This is a genomic window from Streptomyces sp. NPDC012769, assembly GCF_042901205.1.
GTDB lineage: Bacteria > Actinomycetota > Actinomycetes > Streptomycetales > Streptomycetaceae > Streptomyces.
On sequence record NZ_JBIBCP010000004.1, the window covers coordinates 575,224 to 593,449 of the forward strand.

Sequence of the window (18,226 nt, forward strand, 5' to 3'; positions counted from 1 at the left end):
GAGGACCGGCCGCAGAACAAAAGGGTACGAAATTACTTCAGGCCGGGGTACAGCGGGTGCTTCTCGGCCAGAGCGGTCACCCGGGCACCCAGGGCCGCGGCGTCGAAGCCGGGCTTCAGGGTCTCGGCGATGATGTCGGCGACCTCGCGGAAGTCCTCGGCCTGGAAGCCGCGGGTGGCGAGGGCCGGCGTGCCGATGCGCAGACCGGAGGTGACCATCGGCGGGCGCGGGTCGTTCGGAACGGCGTTCCGGTTGACCGTGATGCCGACCTCGTGGAGACGGTCCTCGGCCTGCTGGCCGTCCAGCTCGCTGTCGCGCAGGTCGACCAGGAGCAGGTGCACGTCGGTGCCGCCGGACAGCACGGAGACGCCGTGCTCCCTGACGTCGTCCTGGACCAGGCGCTCGGCGATGATCCGGGCGCCGTCCAGGGTGCGCTGCTGGCGCTCCTTGAACTCCTCCGAGGCCGCGACCTTGAAGGAGACGGCCTTGGCCGCGATCACGTGCTCCAGCGGGCCGCCCTGGAAGCCGGGGAAGACCGAGGAGTTCAGCTTCTTCGCGAACTCCTTCTTCGCCAGGATGATGCCGCCGCGCGGGCCGCCGAGCGTCTTGTGCGTGGTGGAGGTCACCACGTCCGCGTACTCGACCGGGTTCGGGTGCAGACCGGCGGCGACCAGGCCGGCGAAGTGGGCCATGTCGACCCACAGGTAGGCCTCGACCTCGTCGGCGATCCGGCGGAACTCGGCGAAGTCCAGCTGACGCGGGTAGGCGGACCAGCCCGCGATGATCACCTTGGGGCGGTGCTCCTTGGCGAGGCGCTCGACCTCGGCCATGTCGACCAGACCGGCCTCGTCCACGTGGTAGGCGACCACGTTGAACTGCTTGCCGGAGAAGTTCAGGCGCATGCCGTGGGTGAGGTGGCCGCCGTGGGCCAGGTCCAGGCCGAGGATCGTGTCGCCCGGCTGGGCGATCGCGAAGAGGGCGGCCTGGTTGGCGGAGGCGCCGGAGTGGGGCTGCACGTTGGCGTACTCGGCGCCGAACAGCTCCTTGATCCGGTCGATCGCGATCTGCTCGGCCACGTCGACGTGCTCGCAGCCGCCGTAGTAGCGGCGGCCCGGGTAGCCCTCGGCGTACTTGTTGGTGAGGACCGAGCCCTGGGCCTCCATGACCGCGACCGGAGCGAAGTTCTCCGAGGCGATCATCTCGAGGGTGGACTGCTGGCGGCGGAGCTCGGCGTCGACGGCGGCGGCGACGTCCGGGTCCAGCTCGTGGAGAGGGGTGTTCAGAAGCGACATGTTTCGATCCCTGGGGGGTCTCGGTTAGCCGGCGGTGAAGGCGGTGTACTCGTCGGCGCTGAGCAGGTCCTCCGGCTCGTCCGCGATGCGCACCTTGAACAGCCAGCCACCCTCGAACGGGGCGGAGTTCACCAGCGAGGGGTCGTCGACGACGTCCTGGTTGGCCTCGACGATCTCGCCGGTCACCGGGGCGTACAGGTCGCTGACGGACTTCGTGGACTCCAGCTCGCCACAGGACTCGCCGGCGGTGACCGTGTCACCGACGGCGGGGAGCTGGACGAAGACGACGTCGCCGAGCGCGTTCGCCGCGTGCTCGGTGATGCCGACCGTGGCGACGCCGTCCTCGACGGCCGACAGCCACTCGTGCTCCTTGCTGTAGCGAAGCTGCTGGGGGTTGCTCATGACCTGATTCTCCTGGATCGGGGGAGTGCTGATGAACGTGGGTCTTGCGGGGTGAGATGCAGAATGAGACGAATCGACGAGGGAAACGTCACTTCTGGCCTATCCCTGTCAGTCGCCTGTCACTTCTGACGCTTGTAGAACGGCAGCGCCACGACCTCGTACGGCTCGTGGGTGCCCCGGATGTCCACGCCGACGCCCTCGGTGCCGGGCGCGGCGAAGGCCGCGTCCACGTAGGCCATGGCGATCGGCTTGCCCAGGGTCGGGGACGGCGCGCCGGAGGTGATCTCGCCGATCACCTCGCCGTTCGCCACGACGGACATGCCGGCGCGCGGGACCCGGCGGCCCTCGGCGATCAGGCCGACCAGCTTGCGCGGCGGGGCGGTCTCGGCGCGCTCGGCGGCCTTCTCGAGCGCCTCGCGGCCGACGAAGCGGCCCTCGTTGGTGGTCTTCTCGAACTTCACGACCCGGCCCAGGCCCGCGTCGAAGGGGGTGAGCGCGGTGGTCAGCTCGTGGCCGTACAGCGGCATGCCCGCCTCCAGGCGGAGCGTGTCACGGCAGGACAGGCCGCAGGGGATCAGGCCGACTCCCGCGCCCGCCTCGGTCAGCGCCTTCCACACGCCCTCGGCGTGCTCCGGCTTCAGGAACAGCTCGAAGCCGTCCTCGCCGGTGTAGCCGGTCCGGGCGATCAGCGCGGGCACGCCGGCGACCGTGCCGGGCAGGCCCGCGTAGTACTTCAGACCGTCCAGATCGGCGTCGGTGAGGGACTTCAGGATGCCGGGGGACTCCGGGCCCTGCACGGCGATCAGCGCGTACGCGTCACGGTCGTCGCGGACCTCGGCGTCGAAGCCCTCGGAGCGCTCGGTGAGGGCGTCCAGGACCACCTGGGCGTTGGAGGCGTTGGCGACGACCATGTACTCCGTCTCGCCCAGGCGGTAGACGATCAGGTCGTCGAGGATCCCGCCGTCCTCCCGGCAGATCATCGTGTAGCGGGCCCGGCCGTTGCCCACCGTCGAGATGTTGCCGACCAGCGCGTAGTCCAGGAGGTCCACGGCCTGCGGGCCGGTGACGGTGATCTCGCCCATGTGGGAGAGGTCGAAGAGGCCCGCCCGGGTCCGTACGGCGTTGTGCTCGTCGCGCTCGCTGCCGTAGCGCAGCGGCATGTCCCAGCCGGCGAAGTCGGTCATGGTCGCGCCCAGCGAACGATGCAGGGCATCGAGGGCGGTCAGACGGGGGGCAGTGCTCATGGGGTGGCTCCCGGGTCCCAGGCGTGCGGGGCACGACGTGCATGACGGTGAGGACGATCCTCCCCATCTGTCATGGAACCTGAGAGGTTCACCGAGGGCATCCCCGGCTTGCACCTTGGGTGGGGCCGCGACAGGTGCGGCCCGCTTTTCAGATCTGCCTCATCCACGCGGTACGGGGCCTGAGAGATTCAAGGGAGGTTCTTGCTCCTTCGGCGCCCGGACGCACGGCGCGACTGCGCCTGGCGAACCGGGACTCTCCCGCGCGGATTCGAGCGGCCGATATGTGGTTGTGCGCGCTCGTGCGAGCGCGTGGCGCGCTCATCATTGCACGGCGGGTCCGCCGGGCAAATCGCTTGTGTCCCATTACCGTTTCTTTACACTTCGTGGGCAGGGTCCCGGCAGGCCCGACAGGGGGAGCAGACGATGACCATCCAGCGCACCGGCGCCTACGCGACGAACACGGGCATACCGGTCCAGCGGGCGGCCGCACGCGCCCGCGCCCGCGACCGGGTCAGGAGCCGGCGCCGGGCCCGGCTGCTGCGCGACCTGCGCGAGCGCGGCGGCCGCAGCCCCCGGGTGCTGACCTTCGCCGCCGGTGACGTCGTCGTGGTCTCCGGGCTGCCCGGAGCCGGCAAGTCCACGCTCATGGACCGGGCCGCCGAGGGCCGCGCCATCGACTCCCAGCACACCCGCGAGCGCTGGGAGGCCCGGCTGCCCCGCTTCCTGCCGTACGCCCTCTGGCGCCCCCTCGCCCGCCTCGCGCACTACGCGGGCCTCCGCCGCGCCCTGCGCTCCGGCGCCGGGGTGATCGTCCACGACTGCGGCACCCAGTCCTGGGTGCGCGGCTGGCTCGCTCGCGAGGCCGGGCGGCGCGGCGCCGCCCTGCACCTGATCCTGCTGGACGTGGACCCCGACACCGCCCGCGCAGGCCAGCGGGCCCGCGGCCGCGGCGTCTCCGGCTACGCCTTCGCCCGGCACCGCCGCGCCGTCGGCCGCCTGGTCCGCACCGCCGAGAGCGGCACCCTGCCGCCCGGCTGCGCCTCGGTCACCCTGCTCGACCGGGACGCCGCCGACGCCCTGCGCAGGATCGGATTCCGCGACACGGCGAGTCACGACGTGGCGTGAACCACTCCCGCCCTCCCGGCGTCCTTCTGGGTCACAGGGGCGGCGTGCCGCCATTAAGGTGCGTATGGCCTGTCCGGCGGATCAGGCCGACCGCAGCAGGTGCCGGAAGGGCCGGAAGGGGACGACGAGAACCGTGGACGTGACGTGGCCGGGCAATGAGCTCGAGGAAGTACTGGCCGCCTCGCTCGGCAACCCCGCCGCCGGAGGCCGGCTCGTCGAGGTCCTCGGCCGCAGCCCCGTCTGGGTGCCCCTGCCCAACGGCGGCGGCCCCGACAGCCCCGACCTCGACCTGCCCACCCTGGAGATCGGCGGCTTTGCCTACGTACCCGTCTTCAGCTCCCACGAACAGTTCCTCGCCTGCGTCGGCGAGCACATGTCGTTCACCGTCGCCCCCGCCCGCGACTTCGCCCGCGGCCTGCCCCCGCAGCTCGGCATCGCCGTGAACCCCGGCGGCACCGTCGGCGTCCCGCTGCCCCCGCCCGCCGTCGCCGAGCTCTGCCGGACCGGCCGCACCCCGCTCGACGGCCCCGCCAGCGGCGGCCGCGTCCGCCTCTTCGAGCCCGACTGGCAGGACGACCCGGTCGACTTCCTCGCCGCCGCCTCCGCCGAGTTCGAGGCCGTCGGCACGGTCGCCACCGCCCGCCGCGCCCTCGCCAGCGTCGAGGGCACCGAACCCGCCCTCTTCGTCGGCGTCCAGCTCCTCCACCCCGACGCCGACCGCACCGCCCCGCTCGACGCCCTCGGCCGCGCCCTCGGCCGGGTCGAGGTCGCCTGGCCGGTCAACCTCATCCTGCTCGACGTGGCCCAGGACCCCGTCGCCGACTGGATGCTGGACAAGGTGCGCCCCTTCTTCCAGCGCGCCGCCGTGTGACGGTCCCCCTGTTTAAGCTGAACTGATTCAGAACCGAGCAACGAGCAACCGAGCCGTACGACAAGAGGGGCGGGACCCAGGGTGAGCGCGTCAGGCACCGCTGCGACCGGACAGGTCGAGCACATGCTGCGCCAGGTGGCACCCGGACGCCACGACGCGTACGAGCAGCTGCTGCACGCCCTCGCCGGCTCCGAGGTCTGGATGCTGCTCTGGCACGGCGCCCCCGGATCCCCCGACGCCCAGTACGGCAACATGGAGGTCGACGGCTACGGCTACGCCCCCTGTGTCACCTCCGCCCAGGAGCTCGCCGCCTCCGGCTGGAACCGCGCCCACGAGCTCGTCACCGGCCTGGAGATCGCCCGCGCCCTCTACCCCGACCGCTGGGGCATCTGGCTGAACCCGCACGCCCCCGGCGGCGGCGTCGGCATCCCCTGGGCCGACCTGCGCCGCATCGCCACCGGCCTGGACCGGATGCCCGCCGGCCCGCTGCGGCTCTCCGAGCCCGCCCTGGAGATCCCGCAGTTCTACGCCCTGCTCACCCAGAACGCCCACCGCACCCCCGCCGTCCGCTCGCTGCGCCGCGCCTGGGTGCAGCCCGCGCTCGGCTCCCCGTACCTCGCCATCGGCCTCGACCTGTACGACTCCTCGCCGGCCTCCGTCGAGGCGGTCCGCGCGATGATGCACCAGACGGTCGCCGCCGTCCCGGACGGCCTGCCGGTCTCCACGGTGACGATGTCCGACGCGTACGACCCGGTCGCGATGTGGCTGGGCGCCCACGCCCGCCCGTTCTACGACCGCGAGGCCCACGCCGCCCCGTCTCACCAGCCGGGATACGGCTACCCGCCCGCGCAACACCGCTGAAACACCCGCGCCACCCGGGGACGCCCCGCGGAAACGTCGCCGAAATCCCTTGCCAAACAGAGGTTTTGCCTCCGCTTCCCGGCGGGCGCGCTGCGATGTCCCGCATCGGACCGTTTTGGCAACTGTCCGGGTCTCAGGTTGGTATCACCGCTATGCGGACTGTTCTCTGCCGCGTCACTCGCCAGTAGCGTTCGGCCGGTCAAGACCACACATGGCGACCCAGGGGTGGACCCATGCGAATATTCAAGTCCCGGGCGGCCCGGGCTTTGACGGCGACCCTCACGGTCGGCCTCATCGCCACTGGCTGCGCGAGCGAGCGGGGCAAGGACGGGGACAAGGACGGGGCGAAGGACACCTTCGTCTTCGGCGCCCCCGGTGACCCTGCCTCCCTCGACCCGTCCCTCGCGGCCGACGGCGAGACCTTCCGGGTCACGCGTCAGGCCTTCGAAGCGCTCCTTGAGCACGAGTCCGGAGGCAGCAAGCTCGTCGGCGGGCTCGCCGAGACCTGGTCGAGCAACCCCCAGGGCACGGTCTGGACGTTCAACCTGCGCAAGGGCGTGAAGTTCCACGACGGCGAGGCGTTCAACGCCGCCGCGGTCTGCGCGAACTACGACCACTGGTTCAACTGGAAGGGCACCTACCAGTCCAGCGCGATCTCCACCTATTGGCAGGACATCATGGGTGGCTTCGCGAAGAACGAGGACAAGGAAGCCCCCGCGCCGAACTACAAGTCCTGCACGGCCAAGGACGAGAACACGGCGGTCATCGAGGTCCTCAAGCCCTCCGCCAACCTGCCCGGCGGCTTCTCGCTCCAGGCCCTCGCGATCCACTCGCCGAAGGCCATCAAGGAGTACGAGAAGCAGGAGGCGACCGCCAAGGGCGACGCCATCACGTACCCCAAGTACAGCCAGGAGGCCGGCACGGTCGCCGGCACCGGCCCGTACAAGATCGCGAAGTGGAACAAGGGCAACAAGGAAGTCTCCCTGACCCGCTTCGACGACTACTGGGGCGACAAGGCCAAGGTGAAGAACCTGGTCATCCGCACGATCGACACCGAGGACGGCCGCCGTCAGGCGCTGCAGGCCGGTGACATCGACGGCTACGACCTGGTCGCTCCCGCCGACATCAAGACGCTGGAGGCCGCGGGCGCCCAGGTGCCGACCCGTGACGTCTTCAACCTGCTCTACCTCGGCATGACGCAGACCAAGAACCCGGCGCTGCAGAAGCCCGAGGTCCGCCAGGCCATCGCGCACGCCGTCGACCGCGAGAACATCGTCAAGACCCAGCTGCCCGAGGGCGGCAAGGTCGCGACCCAGTTCATGCCGCACACCGTCGCCGGCTACTCCGAGAACGTGAAGAAGTACCCCTTCGACACGGCCAAGTCCAAGCAGCTCCTCGCCGCCGCCGGTGCCAGCAACCTCTCGATCGAGATGTGCTACCCGACCGAGGTCACCCGCCCGTACATGCCGGCGCCGCAGGACATCTTCGAGCTGATCAAGGCCGACCTGGAGAAGGCCGGCATCAAGGTCACCCCGAAGCCGCTGAAGTGGAACCCGGACTACCTGGACGCGGTCGAGGCCGGCTCCTGCGCCCTGCACATGCTCGGCTGGACCGGTGACTTCAACGACGGCTACAACTTCATCGGCACCTGGTTCGCCGAGCCCGACAAGCAGTGGGGCTTCAAGGACGACAAGGTCTTCAACGCGGTGAAGGCCGGCTCGCTCCAGGGCGACCCGTCCAAGCGCACCGACCTCTACAAGGCCGCCAACGAGGCCATCATGGAGTACCTGCCCGGTCTCCCGCTGACCTCCTCGCCGCCGGCCATCGCGTTCGGCAAGAACGTCAACCCGCCGAAGGTCTCCCCGCTGACGCAGGAGAACTTCGCCGAGGTCTCCTTCAAGTAACACACCGCAAGCGGTCCGCCCGGCCACGTAGGCACGACACGTGGCCGGGCGGACCCGCATCCGACTCTCGTACGCAAGAAAGGGGCACGCGGGGTGTTGCGACTCGTCGTACGACGACTTCTCCAGCTGATACCCACCCTGCTCGGCCTGTCGGTTCTGCTCTTCGTCTGGCTGAACCGACTGCCCGGCGGACCCGCCTCAGCGATCCTGGGCGAGCGGGCGACCGAAGCCGACGTGGCGCGCATCAACCGGGCGCTGGGACTCGACCAGCCGCTCTACGTCCAGTACGGACGCTTCCTCAAGCGGCTCTTCGAACTCGACCTCGGCACCTCCGTGCAGACCGGACAGCCGGTCTGGGACGAATTCGTGCTGCGCTTCCCCGCCACGGTGGAACTCAGCATCGCCGCCATGCTCATCGCCGTCGTCCTCGGCATCCCGATGGGCTACCTCGCCGCCCGCAAGCGCGGCGGCTGGCTCGACGTGGCCTCGGTCTCCGGCTCGCTGATCGGCATCTGCATCCCGGTCTTCTTCCTCGCCCTGCTCCTCAAGGGCGTCTTCGCCGTCCAGCTCGGCATCTTCCCCAGCTTCGGCCGCCAGTCCACCGGCCTGGACGCCACCAGCGTGACCGGCTTCGCCGTCCTCGACGGCGTGCTCACCGGCGAGCTCGACGCCAGCTGGGACGCGATCATGCACCTGGTGCTGCCCGCGATCGCCCTCGCCTCCATCCCGCTCGCCGTCATCGTGCGCATGACCCGCGCCAGCGTCCTGGAGGTCCTCGGCGAGGACTACGTCCGCACCGCCGAGTCCAAGGGCCTGGAGCGCCGGGTCGTCCGCGGCCGCCACATCCTGCGCAACGCGCTGCTGCCCGTGGTGACCGCCGTCGGCCTGCTCACCGGAAGCCTGCTGTCCGGCGCCGTCCTCACCGAGTCCGTCTTCTCCTTCGGCGGCATCGGCTCCTTCATCCGTACCGCCATCGACGCCCGCGACTACCCGGTGCTCGTCGGCTTCATCATGTTCATCGCGATGGTGTACGTCCTGATCAACCTGCTGGTCGATCTCATGTACAGCGTCATCGATCCGAGGGTGCGGGTGCACTGATGAGCCTGGTATCCACCAACACGTCGAAGATCGACCGCCTCGCGCAGCTCACGGCCACGTCCGAGCACGCCAGCGGCGCGAGCCTGTGGCGCGAGGCGATGCGGCGACTGCGCTCCAGCAAGATGGCGGTCATCGGCGCCGCGATCATCGCGCTGTTCGTCCTGGTCGCCGTCATCGGCCCCTGGGTCGCCCCGTACGGGCCGGTCGAACAGACCTGGCGCGGCGAGGTCTTCCCCAACCAGGGCAAGTTCGTCGGCCCCCGCGCCGACAACTGGTTCGGCCTCGACCACCTGGGCCGGGACACCTTCTCCCGCTTCCTCGTGGGCGCCCGCCAGACCCTGCTCGTCGGTGTCGTCTCCATGCTCATCGGCCTCGTCGCGGGCGCGGTCGTCGGCGCGGTCTCCGGCGCCGCCGCCACCCTCGGCGGACGCACCGGACAGCGGATCGACTCCGTCATCATGCGCTTCACCGACATCATGCTGGCGCTGCCCTCGCTGCTCCTCGCCGTGTCGATCGCCGCGGTCATGGGCCAGTCCCTCACCACCGTGATGATCGCCGTCGGTGTCGTGCAGGTGCCGATCTTCGCCCGCCTGCTGCGCGGTTCGATGCTCGCCCAGGGCGGCAGCGACTACGTGCTCGCCGCACGCTCCCTCGGCATCCGCAAGCGGCGGATCGTCCTCACCCAGATCATGCCGAACTCGCTGAGTCCGGTGATCGTCCAGGCGACGCTCAGCCTCGCCACCGCCATCATCGAGGCAGCGGCGCTGTCCTACCTCGGTCTCGGCAACCCCGACCCGGCGGTCCCGGAGTGGGGCGTCATGCTCTCCCAGGCCCAGCGGTTCTTCGACAACGCGCCGCTGATGAGCGCCTTCCCGGCGATCGGCATCATCATCACCGCCCTCGGCTTCACCCTGCTCGGCGAGGCCATGCGCGAAGCCCTCGACCCGAAGCTGCGAGGTTGATGTCATGCCACTGCTCACCGTGGACGAACTCACCGTCACCTTCGGCGGCCGCGGCCGCAAGGACGTCCGTGCGGTCAACGGCGTCTCCTTCGGCGTCGACCAGGGCCAGGTCGTCGGCCTGGTCGGCGAGTCGGGCTGCGGCAAGTCCGTCACCTCGCTCGCCCTCATGGGTCTGCTCCCCTCCAAGGGCGTGACCCTCGGCGGGCGCGCCGACTTCGACGGCACGGACCTGCTGAAGCTCAGCCCGTCCAAGATGCGCGACCTGCGCGGACGCGACCTGGCGATGATCTTCCAGGACCCGCTGTCCTCGCTGAACCCGGTCATCCCCATCGGCGTCCAGGTCACCGAGATCCTCCAGCGCCACCGGGGCCTGAAGGGCGAGGCCGCCCGCAAGGAGGCCGCCCACCTGCTCGACCGGGTCGGCATCCCGGACCCGACGAGGCGCCTCAAGGAGTTCCCGCACCAGCTCTCCGGCGGCATGCGGCAGCGCGCCCTCATCGCCATGGCCGTGGCCTGCGCCCCGCGCCTGCTCATCGCCGACGAGCCGACCACCGCGCTCGACGTCACCATCCAGGCCCAGATCCTGGAGCTCCTGAAGGAGCTCGTGGACCAGGAGGGCACCGCGCTGCTGATGATCACCCACGACCTGGGTGTCGTCGCCGGCCTGTGCGACGAGGTGAACGTGCTCTACGCCGGCAAGGTCGTCGAGTCCTCCGCCCGCCGCGAGCTGTTCGCCCACCCCACGCACCCGTACACCCACGGGCTGCTCGGCTCCATCCCCCGGCTCGACGCGCCGCGCGGCGAACCGCTCCACCCGATCCGCGGGTCCATCAACGACCAGATCGCCTGGGCCGACGGCTGCGCCTTCGCCCCGCGCTGCGACCGGTACGAGATGGAGTGCCTCACCGGCACCCCCGAACTGACCGAACCACGCGAGGCCGGACACCGCGCCCGCTGCGTCAACCCGGTCCTGGCCACCACGGAGGTCCCGGCATGAGCCTGCTCGAACTCGACGGCGTGAAGGTCCACTTCCCCGTCAAGAAGGGCATCCTCTTCGACCGTACGGTCGGCCACGTCTACGCCGTCGACGGCGTGTCGCTGTCGGTCGAAGCCGGCCAGACGTACGGCCTGGTCGGCGAGTCGGGCTGCGGCAAGACGACGCTGGGCCGTGCGGTGCTGCGCCTGGTCGACCTCACGGACGGCTCGGTCGTCCTCGACGGCACGGACGTGGCCAAGCTCTCCGAGAAGGACCTGCGCTCGTTCCGCCGCCGGCTCCAGATGGTCTTCCAGGACCCGCTGGGCAGCCTCAATCCGCGGCAGAACATCGAGTCCATCCTCAGCGAGGGCATGGCCGCGCACGGGATCGGGGCGAACCAGGAGGAGCGGCGGGAGAAGATCCGGGAGATCCTCGCGAAGGTGGGCCTGCCCACCAACGCCCTCTCCCGCTACCCGCACGAGTTCTCCGGCGGCCAGCGCCAGCGCATCGGCATCGCGCGGGCGCTCGTCCTGGAACCGGACGTCATCATCTGCGACGAGCCGGTCTCCGCCCTGGACGTCTCCATCCAGGCCCAGGTCATCAACCTGCTCGAGGAGCTCCAGGAGTCGATGGGCCTGACCTACCTGGTCATCGCCCACGACCTCGCGGTGGTCCGGCACATCTCGGACGTCATCGGCGTGATGTACCTCGGCTCGCTGGTGGAGGAGGCCCCGAGCGACGCGCTGTACGCGGAGCCGATGCACCCGTACACCAAGGCCCTGATGTCCGCGGTCCCGGTCCCGGACCCGGAGGTCGAGGACCGCCGCGAGCGCATCCTGCTCCACGGCGACCTGCCCTCCCCGGCGAACCCGCCGACGGGCTGCCGCTTCCACACCCGCTGCCCGTGGAAGCAGGAGTCGCGGTGCGCGACGGAGCGCCCCGAGCTGACGGACGTGGGCGGCGGCCACAAGGTGGCCTGCCACTTCGCGCGCGAGATCCACGACGGCACGATCCAGCGCACCGGCACGACGGACGCGGTGGTCATCCCGGCCCAGATCACCCCGGACCCGGCCGAGGCGACCCCGCTGACCTCCCCGACGACCCCGGCGGCGGAGCTGGCGGACGCGGTACCGGCGGGGGCGGGCGGATCCGAGGGCTCGGAGGAGTCGGAGGAGCCGGAGGAGTCGGCGAAGGCTGCCGAGTCCGACAAGGCTGCCGAGTCCGACAAGGCTGACGATGGCGTCGAGACCGCCAAGGCAGCCAAGCCCGACAAGGGCGTCGAGGCCGTCGAGGCCGACAAGGCTGACGAGGCCCCGGCGGCCCCGGCGGCGAAGGGCGACGCGCCTTCGGCCTGACCGGTTCGGCCCCGAGGCCTCCGCAGCCACCTGGCTGCGGGGGCCTCGGCGTCGTACGGCCGCGGCCGCGTTCGCTGACGGCGCCGCGCCGCGCCCCGGTTCCGGCCCGCGCGGGGCCCGGCCGCACTACCGGGACAATGGGCCGGTGCTCCACGATCTGTTCAACCCCTCCGTCCAACACGCCCTCGACCTCGTCGGCATCTTCGTCTTCGCGATCTCCGGCGCCCTCCTCGCCGTCCGCAAGAACTTCGACGTCTTCGGCATCGCCGTCCTCGCCGAGGTCACGGCCCTCGGCGGCGGCCTCCTGCGCGACCTGATCATCGGCGCCGTGCCCCCGGCCGCGTTCACGGACCTCGGCTACTTCCTCATGCCGCTCGTCGCGACCGTCCTGGTCTTCTTCCTCCACCCGCAGGTCGAGCGCACCCAGACCGCCGTCAACGTGTTCGACGCGGCGGGCCTCGGGCTGTTCTGCGTGACCGGCACCACCAAGGCGTACGACTACGGTCTCGGCCTCACCTCCTCCGCGGCGCTCGGCCTCGCCACGGCCGTCGGCGGCGGCGTCCTGCGCGACGTGCTCGCCAACGAGGTGCCGTCGCTGCTGCGCTGGGACCGGGACCTCTACGCCGTCCCCGCGATCGTGGGCGCCACGATGGTCGTGCTCAGCATCCGTTTCGACGTGCTCAACGCGTACACGAGCGCCGCCGCCGTCCTCACCGCCTTCGTGCTGCGGCTGCTCGCGATGCGCTTCCACTGGCGGGCGCCCCGCGCCTGGAACCGGCGGTCGTCCACCCGCGAGGAGCCCGAAAAAGCTACCGCTCAGTAGCTAAATCCTGTACCGTCGCCGCCATGAGCACGAGCAGCATCGAGACGGCGAGCGGTACGACGAACGGCGCGACGAGCGAGTTCGACCGCGACACCGCCGTCACCCTCCGCGCCCCCGGCGTCTACGACGCCGAGCTCTCCGCAGGCTGGACGATCATCCACGCCGTCAACGGCGGCTACCTCCTCGCCCTCCTCGGCCGCGCGCTCGGCGACCACCTGCCGCACCCGGACCCGTTCACGATCTCGGCGCACTACCTCACGCCCTCCGCGCCGGGCCCCGCGGTGATCCGCACGGAGACCGTCCGCACCGGACGCACCCTCTCCACCGGCCAGGCGTCCCTCTTCCAGTACGCGGAGGACGGCACCGAGGTCGAGCGGATCCGCGTCCTCGCCTCGTACGGAGACCTCGACGCCCTCCCGGACGAGGTCCGCACCACCGCGACGCCGCCCGCGATCGCGCCCGTCGACCAGTGCTTCGGCGCCTCCGACGGGCCCACCCCGCAGATCCCCGGCTCCTCTGCCATCACCGAGCGGCTCGACATCCGGCTCGACCCCTCCTGCGTCGGCTGGGCGATCGGCGCGCCCTCCGGCAAGGGCGAGATGCGGGCCTGGTTCGGCCTGGCCGACGGCCGCGAGCCGGACCCGCTGTCCCTGCTCCTGACGGTCGACGCCCTGCCGCCGACCTCCTTCGAGCTGGGTCTCAAGGGCTGGACCCCCACCGTCGAGCTCACCACCCACGTCCGCTGCCGCCCGGCCCCCGGTCCGCTGCGGGTCTCCATCACCACCCGCAACCTCGCGGGCGGCTTCCTGGAGGAGGACGCCGAGGTCTGGGACAGCGCCGACCGCCTGGTCGCCCAGTCCCGCCAGCTGGCCCGCGCCCCTCGCGGCTGACCGGCGCGGCCGGCCGTCGCGGTTGATCGGCACGGCCGGCCGGTATGGCCGACCCGGGGGGAGCGATGCGCTCGTGTGAGCGGCGCGTGAGAGAGTCCGGTGGGTGAAGTCCGACCGGCTGCTGTCCCTGCTCCTGCTCCTCCAGACCCGGGGGCTCGTGCCGGCGAGCGAGCTCGCCGAGCGGCTCGACGTGTCGGTACGCACCATCTACCGGGACGTCGAGGCGCTCTCCGCCGCCGGCGTGCCCGTCTACGCCGAGCGGGGACGGCACGGCGGCATCGCGCTGCTCCCGGGCTACCGCACCGACGTCACCGGGCTCACCGCCGACGAGTCGCGCGCCCTGTTCGTCCTCGCCGCCCAGGGCGCCCACACCGCGCTCGGCCTCGACGCCGCGCTCGGATCGGCGCTGCGCAAGGTGATGGCCGCGCTGCCCGCCCCGCACCGGCCGGCCGCCGAGCTGACCAGCCGCCGCATCCTGGTCGACCCGGACCGCTGGATGAGCGGGCCGCGCGCCGAGGTCGACCTCGACGTCCTCGATCGGGGCGTGTTCTCCGACCGCCGGCTCGCCCTGACCTACCGAAGCAGCGGGGCCCCCGCCCCGAAGGCCTACACCGTCGACCCGTACGGCCTCGTCGTGAAGGCCGGCGTCTGGTACCTCGTCGCCGACCACGAGGCCGAACCCCGCCTCTTCCGCGCCGACCGCGTCCACCGCGCCGAGCTCCTCGACGAGCCCGTCCGGCGCCGTCCCGGCGTCGAACTCGCCGACGTCTGGGACCTGCTGCGCACCCGCGTCGAGCGGCGCCCGGCGGAACTCACCGTCACCGCCCGCGTCCACCGCGACCGCTACGACCGCTTCCTGCGCCTCCACGGCGACCGGCTCACCGCCCCGCCCCCGGCGCGGGCCGCCGAGGAGTGGACCACCGTCGAACTGGCCTTCGCCGAACTCGGCGAACTCCGCCCGCTCCTCGCCATGGGCGCCAGCCTGGAGGTCCTCGCCCCACCGGCCGCCCGTGCCTACCTCGCCGAGGTCGCGAGGGAGACCGCTGCTCTCTACCGGTGAACCGGATCCCATATCCAGGGTCACGGCAGGCATCGGATCCCATATCCAGGATCGCGACAGGCATCGGATCCAACATCCAGGATCGCGACACGCACCGGATCCCCTATCCAGTTCCAGACACACATCGGATCCGATATCCGAAGGCGAACCGGATATTGGATCCAGCCACCCGACGGAGACACCCGAGCCGCCTCGTAGAATCGTTCCCACCATGGCTTACCTCGACCACGCCGCGACCACGCCCATGCTCCCCGAGGCGATCGAGGCGATGACCGCCCAGCTCGCCGTCACGGGCAACGCCTCCTCGCTGCACGCGGCCGGCCGTCGCGCCCGGCGGACCGTCGAGGAGGCCCGCGAGACGCTCGCCGGGGCGCTCGGGGCCCGGCCCAGCGAGGTCGTCTTCACCTCCGGCGGCACCGAGGCCGACAACCTCGCCGTGAAGGGCCTCTTCTGGTCCCGCCGCGCCGCGGACCCGCGCCGCACCCGCGTCCTGGCCAGCCCCGTCGAGCACCACGCCGTCCTCGACGCCGTCGACTGGCTCGCCGAGCACGAGGGCGCCACCGTCGAGTACCTGCCCGTCGACCGCCACGGCCGGGTGCACCCCGAGGCCCTGCGGGAGGCCATCGCGCGCGACCCCGAGTCGGTCGCCCTCGCCACCGTCATGTGGGCCAACAACGAGATCGGCACCATCATGCCGATCCGTGAACTCGCCGACGTCGCCGCCGCGTTCGACGTCCCACTGCACGCCGACGCGGTCCAGGCCTTCGGTCAGATTCCGGTCGACTTCGCCGCCTCCGGACTCGCCGCCATGACCGTCTCCGGCCACAAGATCGGCGGCCCCTACGGCATCGGCGCGCTGCTCCTCGGCCGCGAGTACACCCCCGTACCCGTCCTGCACGGCGGCGGCCAGGAGCGCCACGTCCGCTCCGGCACCCTCGACGCGCCCGCGATCGCCGCCTTCGCCGTCGCCGGCCGGCTCGCCGCCGAGGGCCGGGAGGAGTTCGCCCGCACCGTCGGCGCCCTGCGCGACGAACTCGTCACCGCCGTCCGCGCCGCCGTCCCCGACGCGATCCTCGGCGGCGACCCGGTCGACCGGCTCCCCGCCAACGCCCACTTCACCTTCCCCGGCTGCGAGGGCGACTCCCTGCTGCTGCTCCTCGACGCCGCCGGCATCGAGTGCTCCACCGGCTCCGCCTGCACCGCCGGCATCGCCCAGCCCAGCCACGTCCTGCTCGCCACCGGCACCGACCCCGACCTGGCCCGCGGCACCCTGCGCTTCACCCTCGGCCACACCTCCACCAAGGAGGACGTGCTGGCCGTCGCCGAGGCGATCGGCCCGGCCGTCGAGCGCGCCCGGACGGCCGGCCTCAGCTGACGACCGGGCCGCCCCGGCGGCGCGCGCCCGGTCTCAGCCGGCCGACGGCAGCTTCGCCCGCTCGCGCCGTACGAGGGGCATGTAGCGGTCCCAGTCCCAGTGCGGCCCGGGATCCGTGTGGTCCGTGCCCGGCACCTCCACGTGCCCGATGATGTGCTCCCGGTCCACCGGTATCCCGTGGCGGGCGCAGATGCCGGCCGTCAGCCGCGCCGACGCCTCGTACATCGCCTTCGTGAAGCCCTCGGGCCGGTCGACGAAGCCCTCGTGCTCGATGCCGACGCTCCGCTCGTTCATGTCCCGGTTCCCGGCGTGGAAGGCCACGTCGAGCTCGCGGATCATCTGCGCGACGTGCCCGTCCTTGCGCACCACGTAGTGGGTGGCCGCCCCGTGCCCCGGGTCCTTGAAGACCTTCACGGCGGAGGCATAGCTGCCCTGCACGACATGGATCACCACCCGGTCGATCACATAGTCGTCCGGGCGGTCCGCCCGCCGCCAGTTCGCCCGAGAGGCTCCCGTCCACTCGGCGCCCTTGTGGTCCAGCTCGCCCTCGACCCGGGTCTTCTCCATCCCCGGCAGCCGCCACCAGAAGCGGGCCAGCTCCTCGCGCGCGAGCGCGACCGTGCCGACCACCGCGACCGTGCCGCCCACCAGGAACGCCCGCCGCCCCGTGCCGCGGCCGCCGCCCCGCTCCGCCGCCCCGCCCCTCGCCTTTTTCCCCATGTGATCGAGAACGCTCACTCACACGACCGTGGTTCCCCGCGCCCCGTACCCTGGTAGGGCTATGACTCAGACTCCGCCGCAGCGCCCCCAGCCCCGCCCCCTCCGGGTACTCGCCGCCATGTCCGGCGGAGTGGACTCCGCCGTCGCCGCCGCCCGCGCCGCCGAGGCCGGCCACGACGTCACCGGCGTGCACCTCGCCCTCTCAGCGAACCCGCAGTCCTTCCGTACCGGAGCGCGGGGCTGCTGCACGATCGAGGACTCGCGCGACGCCCGGCGGGCCGCCGACGTCATCGGCATCCCGTTCTACGTGTGGGACCTCGCCGAGCGCTTCCGCGAGGACGTCGTGGAGGACTTCGTCGCCGAGTACGAGGCGGGCCGCACGCCCAACCCGTGCCTGCGCTGCAACGAGAAGATCAAGTTCGCCGCCCTCCTCGACAAGGCGCTCGCCCTCGGCTTCGACGCCGTCTGCACCGGCCACTACGCGACCGTGGTGCTGCGCGAGGACGGCAGCCGAGAGCTGCACCGGGCCTCCGACATGGCCAAGGACCAGTCGTACGTCCTCGGCGTCCTCGACGAGAAGCAGCTGGCGCACGCCATGTTCCCGCTCGGCGACACCCTCACCACCAAGGACGAGATCCGGGCGGAGGCGGAGCGGCGCGGTCTGGCGGTGGCCAAGAAGCCCGACAGCCACGACATCTGCTTCATCGCCGACGGCGACACCCAGGGCTTCCTCGCCTCCCACCTGGGCACGGCGGAGGGCGACATCGTCGACGAGTCCGGTACGAGGGTGGGCACCCACCAGGGCGCGTACGGCTTCACCATCGGCCAGCGCAAGGGCCTGCGCATCGGCCACCCCGCCCCGGACGGCAAGCCCCGCTACGTCCTCGACATCTCGCCGGTGAACAACACCGTCACCGTCGGCCCCGTCGAGGCGCTGGACGTCACCGCCCTCACCGCCATCAAGCCCCGCTGGTGCGGCACCGCCCCCGAGGGCCCCGGCCGCTACACCGCCCAGCTCCGCGCCCACGGCGGCGAGACGCCGGTGAGCGCGGTGATGGAGGCCGGCGAGCTGAAGGTCACCTTCGACGAGCCGGTACGGGGCGTGGCCCCCGGCCAGGCGATCGTCCTCTACGACGGCACCCGCGTGGTCGGCTCGGCGACGATCGCGACGACGGTCCGCCGCGCGACGGCCCCGACCGGGTCCTGAGGCGGGCCCGGGCCTGACCCCGGGCCTGGCCTGACCGAGGCCGCCGGCTTCCGCCGGGACC

At 71.7% G+C, this 18,226-nt stretch carries 17 protein-coding genes and 1 riboswitch; of the genes, 13 read left to right on the forward strand and 4 right to left on the reverse strand.

What is annotated here, in order from left to right; translation table 11 throughout:
* Positions 1-32: 32 nt before the first annotated feature.
* The 3 genes from glyA to gcvT all read right to left on the reverse strand — a co-directional run bounded on the left by glyA (position 33) and on the right by gcvT (position 2,938).
* Entirely contained in the window at positions 33-1,292 is a 1,260-nt protein-coding gene (gene glyA, locus ACFY7C_RS23845; RefSeq protein WP_389654006.1) for a serine hydroxymethyltransferase, read from the reverse strand.
* Between the two features lie 24 nt (positions 1,293-1,316).
* A complete protein-coding gene (gene gcvH / locus ACFY7C_RS23850; RefSeq protein WP_389654008.1) occupies positions 1,317-1,694 on the reverse strand; it encodes a glycine cleavage system protein GcvH in 378 nt (125 codons plus the stop codon).
* A 119-nt stretch (positions 1,695-1,813) separates the two neighbouring features.
* Positions 1,814-2,938, reverse strand: a complete 1,125-nt coding sequence (gene gcvT / locus ACFY7C_RS23855) for a glycine cleavage system aminomethyltransferase GcvT (RefSeq protein ID WP_389654010.1) — start codon at positions 2,936-2,938, stop codon at positions 1,814-1,816.
* A 158-nt stretch (positions 2,939-3,096) separates the two neighbouring features.
* Positions 3,097-3,209, reverse strand: a riboswitch (glycine riboswitch).
* 152 nt (positions 3,210-3,361) lie between these two features.
* Here gcvT and ACFY7C_RS23860 point away from each other — a divergent pair.
* From ACFY7C_RS23860 to ACFY7C_RS23915, 12 genes are all read left to right on the forward strand, one after another.
* The gene (locus tag ACFY7C_RS23860) at positions 3,362-4,063 is read left to right on the forward strand and encodes an AAA family ATPase (protein ID WP_389654012.1); all 702 of its coding nucleotides are present in this window, start codon (positions 3,362-3,364) and stop codon (positions 4,061-4,063) included.
* A 133-nt stretch (positions 4,064-4,196) separates the two neighbouring features.
* The gene (locus tag ACFY7C_RS23865; protein WP_389654014.1) at positions 4,197-4,934 is read left to right on the forward strand and encodes an enhanced serine sensitivity protein SseB; all 738 of its coding nucleotides are present in this window, start codon (positions 4,197-4,199) and stop codon (positions 4,932-4,934) included.
* An 81-nt stretch (positions 4,935-5,015) separates the two neighbouring features.
* Positions 5,016-5,795, forward strand: coding sequence for an enhanced serine sensitivity protein SseB C-terminal domain-containing protein (locus tag ACFY7C_RS23870; RefSeq protein ID WP_389654016.1), 780 nt, complete (start codon positions 5,016-5,018; stop codon positions 5,793-5,795).
* Between the two features lie 233 nt (positions 5,796-6,028).
* A complete protein-coding gene (locus tag ACFY7C_RS23875) occupies positions 6,029-7,699 on the forward strand; it encodes an ABC transporter substrate-binding protein (protein ID WP_389654018.1) in 1,671 nt (556 codons plus the stop codon).
* A gap of 93 nt (positions 7,700-7,792) precedes the next feature.
* Positions 7,793-8,797 (forward strand): ABC transporter permease, encoded by a 1,005-nt coding sequence (locus tag ACFY7C_RS23880; RefSeq protein ID WP_389654020.1) that lies wholly within the window; start codon positions 7,793-7,795, stop codon positions 8,795-8,797.
* Positions 8,797-9,759: an ABC transporter permease gene (locus ACFY7C_RS23885; protein WP_389654022.1), complete on the forward strand. Its 963-nt coding sequence runs from the start codon at positions 8,797-8,799 to the stop codon at positions 9,757-9,759. The genes ACFY7C_RS23880 and ACFY7C_RS23885 overlap by 1 nt, the downstream gene beginning before the upstream one ends.
* Before the next feature lie 4 nt (positions 9,760-9,763).
* Entirely contained in the window at positions 9,764-10,756 is a 993-nt protein-coding gene (locus tag ACFY7C_RS23890) for an ABC transporter ATP-binding protein (protein ID WP_389654024.1), read from the forward strand.
* Positions 10,753-12,090, forward strand: a complete 1,338-nt coding sequence (locus tag ACFY7C_RS23895) for an ABC transporter ATP-binding protein (protein ID WP_389654026.1) — start codon at positions 10,753-10,755, stop codon at positions 12,088-12,090. Before ACFY7C_RS23890 ends, ACFY7C_RS23895 begins: the two co-directional genes overlap by 4 nt.
* A 145-nt stretch (positions 12,091-12,235) precedes the next feature.
* A complete protein-coding gene (locus ACFY7C_RS23900) occupies positions 12,236-12,913 on the forward strand; it encodes a trimeric intracellular cation channel family protein (protein WP_389654028.1) in 678 nt (225 codons plus the stop codon).
* A 23-nt stretch (positions 12,914-12,936) separates the two neighbouring features.
* Positions 12,937-13,803 carry a thioesterase family protein gene (locus tag ACFY7C_RS23905; RefSeq protein WP_389654030.1) on the forward strand — a complete coding sequence of 289 codons (867 nt, stop codon included), beginning with the start codon at positions 12,937-12,939 and terminating at the stop codon, positions 13,801-13,803.
* 103 nt (positions 13,804-13,906) lie between these two features.
* The gene (locus ACFY7C_RS23910; protein WP_389654032.1) at positions 13,907-14,863 is read left to right on the forward strand and encodes a helix-turn-helix transcriptional regulator; all 957 of its coding nucleotides are present in this window, start codon (positions 13,907-13,909) and stop codon (positions 14,861-14,863) included.
* A 211-nt stretch (positions 14,864-15,074) separates the two neighbouring features.
* On the forward strand, positions 15,075-16,238 hold the full coding sequence (locus ACFY7C_RS23915; protein WP_389654034.1) for a cysteine desulfurase family protein: 1,164 nt from the start codon (positions 15,075-15,077) through the stop codon (positions 16,236-16,238).
* Positions 16,239-16,271: 33 nt separating this feature from the next.
* Here ACFY7C_RS23915 and ACFY7C_RS23920 read toward each other — a convergent pair whose 3' ends face one another.
* Entirely contained in the window at positions 16,272-16,958 is a 687-nt protein-coding gene (locus tag ACFY7C_RS23920; protein ID WP_389654483.1) for an N-acetylmuramoyl-L-alanine amidase, read from the reverse strand.
* Positions 16,959-17,019: 61 nt separating this feature from the next.
* Between ACFY7C_RS23920 and mnmA the strand changes: the two genes are divergently transcribed.
* On the forward strand, positions 17,020-18,165 hold the full coding sequence (mnmA, locus tag ACFY7C_RS23925; protein WP_389654036.1) for a tRNA 2-thiouridine(34) synthase MnmA: 1,146 nt from the start codon (positions 17,020-17,022) through the stop codon (positions 18,163-18,165).
* Positions 18,166-18,226: the final 61 nt, after the last annotated feature.

Excerpts from the sequence above, each read along its gene's own strand:
- mnmA (WP_389654036.1), top strand. The coding sequence starts at position 17,020 with ATGACTCAGACTCCGCCGCAGCGCCCCCAGCCCCGCCCCCTCCGGGTA.
- ACFY7C_RS23895 (WP_389654026.1), top strand. The coding sequence starts at position 10,753 with ATGAGCCTGCTCGAACTCGACGGCGTGAAGGTCCACTTCCCCGTCAAG.
- ACFY7C_RS23920 (WP_389654483.1), bottom strand. The coding sequence starts at position 16,958 with ATGGGGAAAAAGGCGAGGGGCGGGGCGGCGGAGCGGGGCGGCGGCCGC.
- ACFY7C_RS23875 (WP_389654018.1), top strand. The coding sequence starts at position 6,029 with ATGCGAATATTCAAGTCCCGGGCGGCCCGGGCTTTGACGGCGACCCTC.
- glyA (WP_389654006.1), bottom strand. The coding sequence starts at position 1,292 with ATGTCGCTTCTGAACACCCCTCTCCACGAGCTGGACCCGGACGTCGCC.
- ACFY7C_RS23860 (WP_389654012.1), top strand. The coding sequence starts at position 3,362 with ATGACCATCCAGCGCACCGGCGCCTACGCGACGAACACGGGCATACCG.
- ACFY7C_RS23915 (WP_389654034.1), top strand. The coding sequence starts at position 15,075 with ATGGCTTACCTCGACCACGCCGCGACCACGCCCATGCTCCCCGAGGCG.
- ACFY7C_RS23885 (WP_389654022.1), top strand. The coding sequence starts at position 8,797 with ATGAGCCTGGTATCCACCAACACGTCGAAGATCGACCGCCTCGCGCAG.
- ACFY7C_RS23905 (WP_389654030.1), top strand. The coding sequence starts at position 12,937 with ATGAGCACGAGCAGCATCGAGACGGCGAGCGGTACGACGAACGGCGCG.
- gcvH (WP_389654008.1), bottom strand. The coding sequence starts at position 1,694 with ATGAGCAACCCCCAGCAGCTTCGCTACAGCAAGGAGCACGAGTGGCTG.
- gcvT (WP_389654010.1), bottom strand. The coding sequence starts at position 2,938 with ATGAGCACTGCCCCCCGTCTGACCGCCCTCGATGCCCTGCATCGTTCG.
- ACFY7C_RS23890 (WP_389654024.1), top strand. The coding sequence starts at position 9,764 with ATGCCACTGCTCACCGTGGACGAACTCACCGTCACCTTCGGCGGCCGC.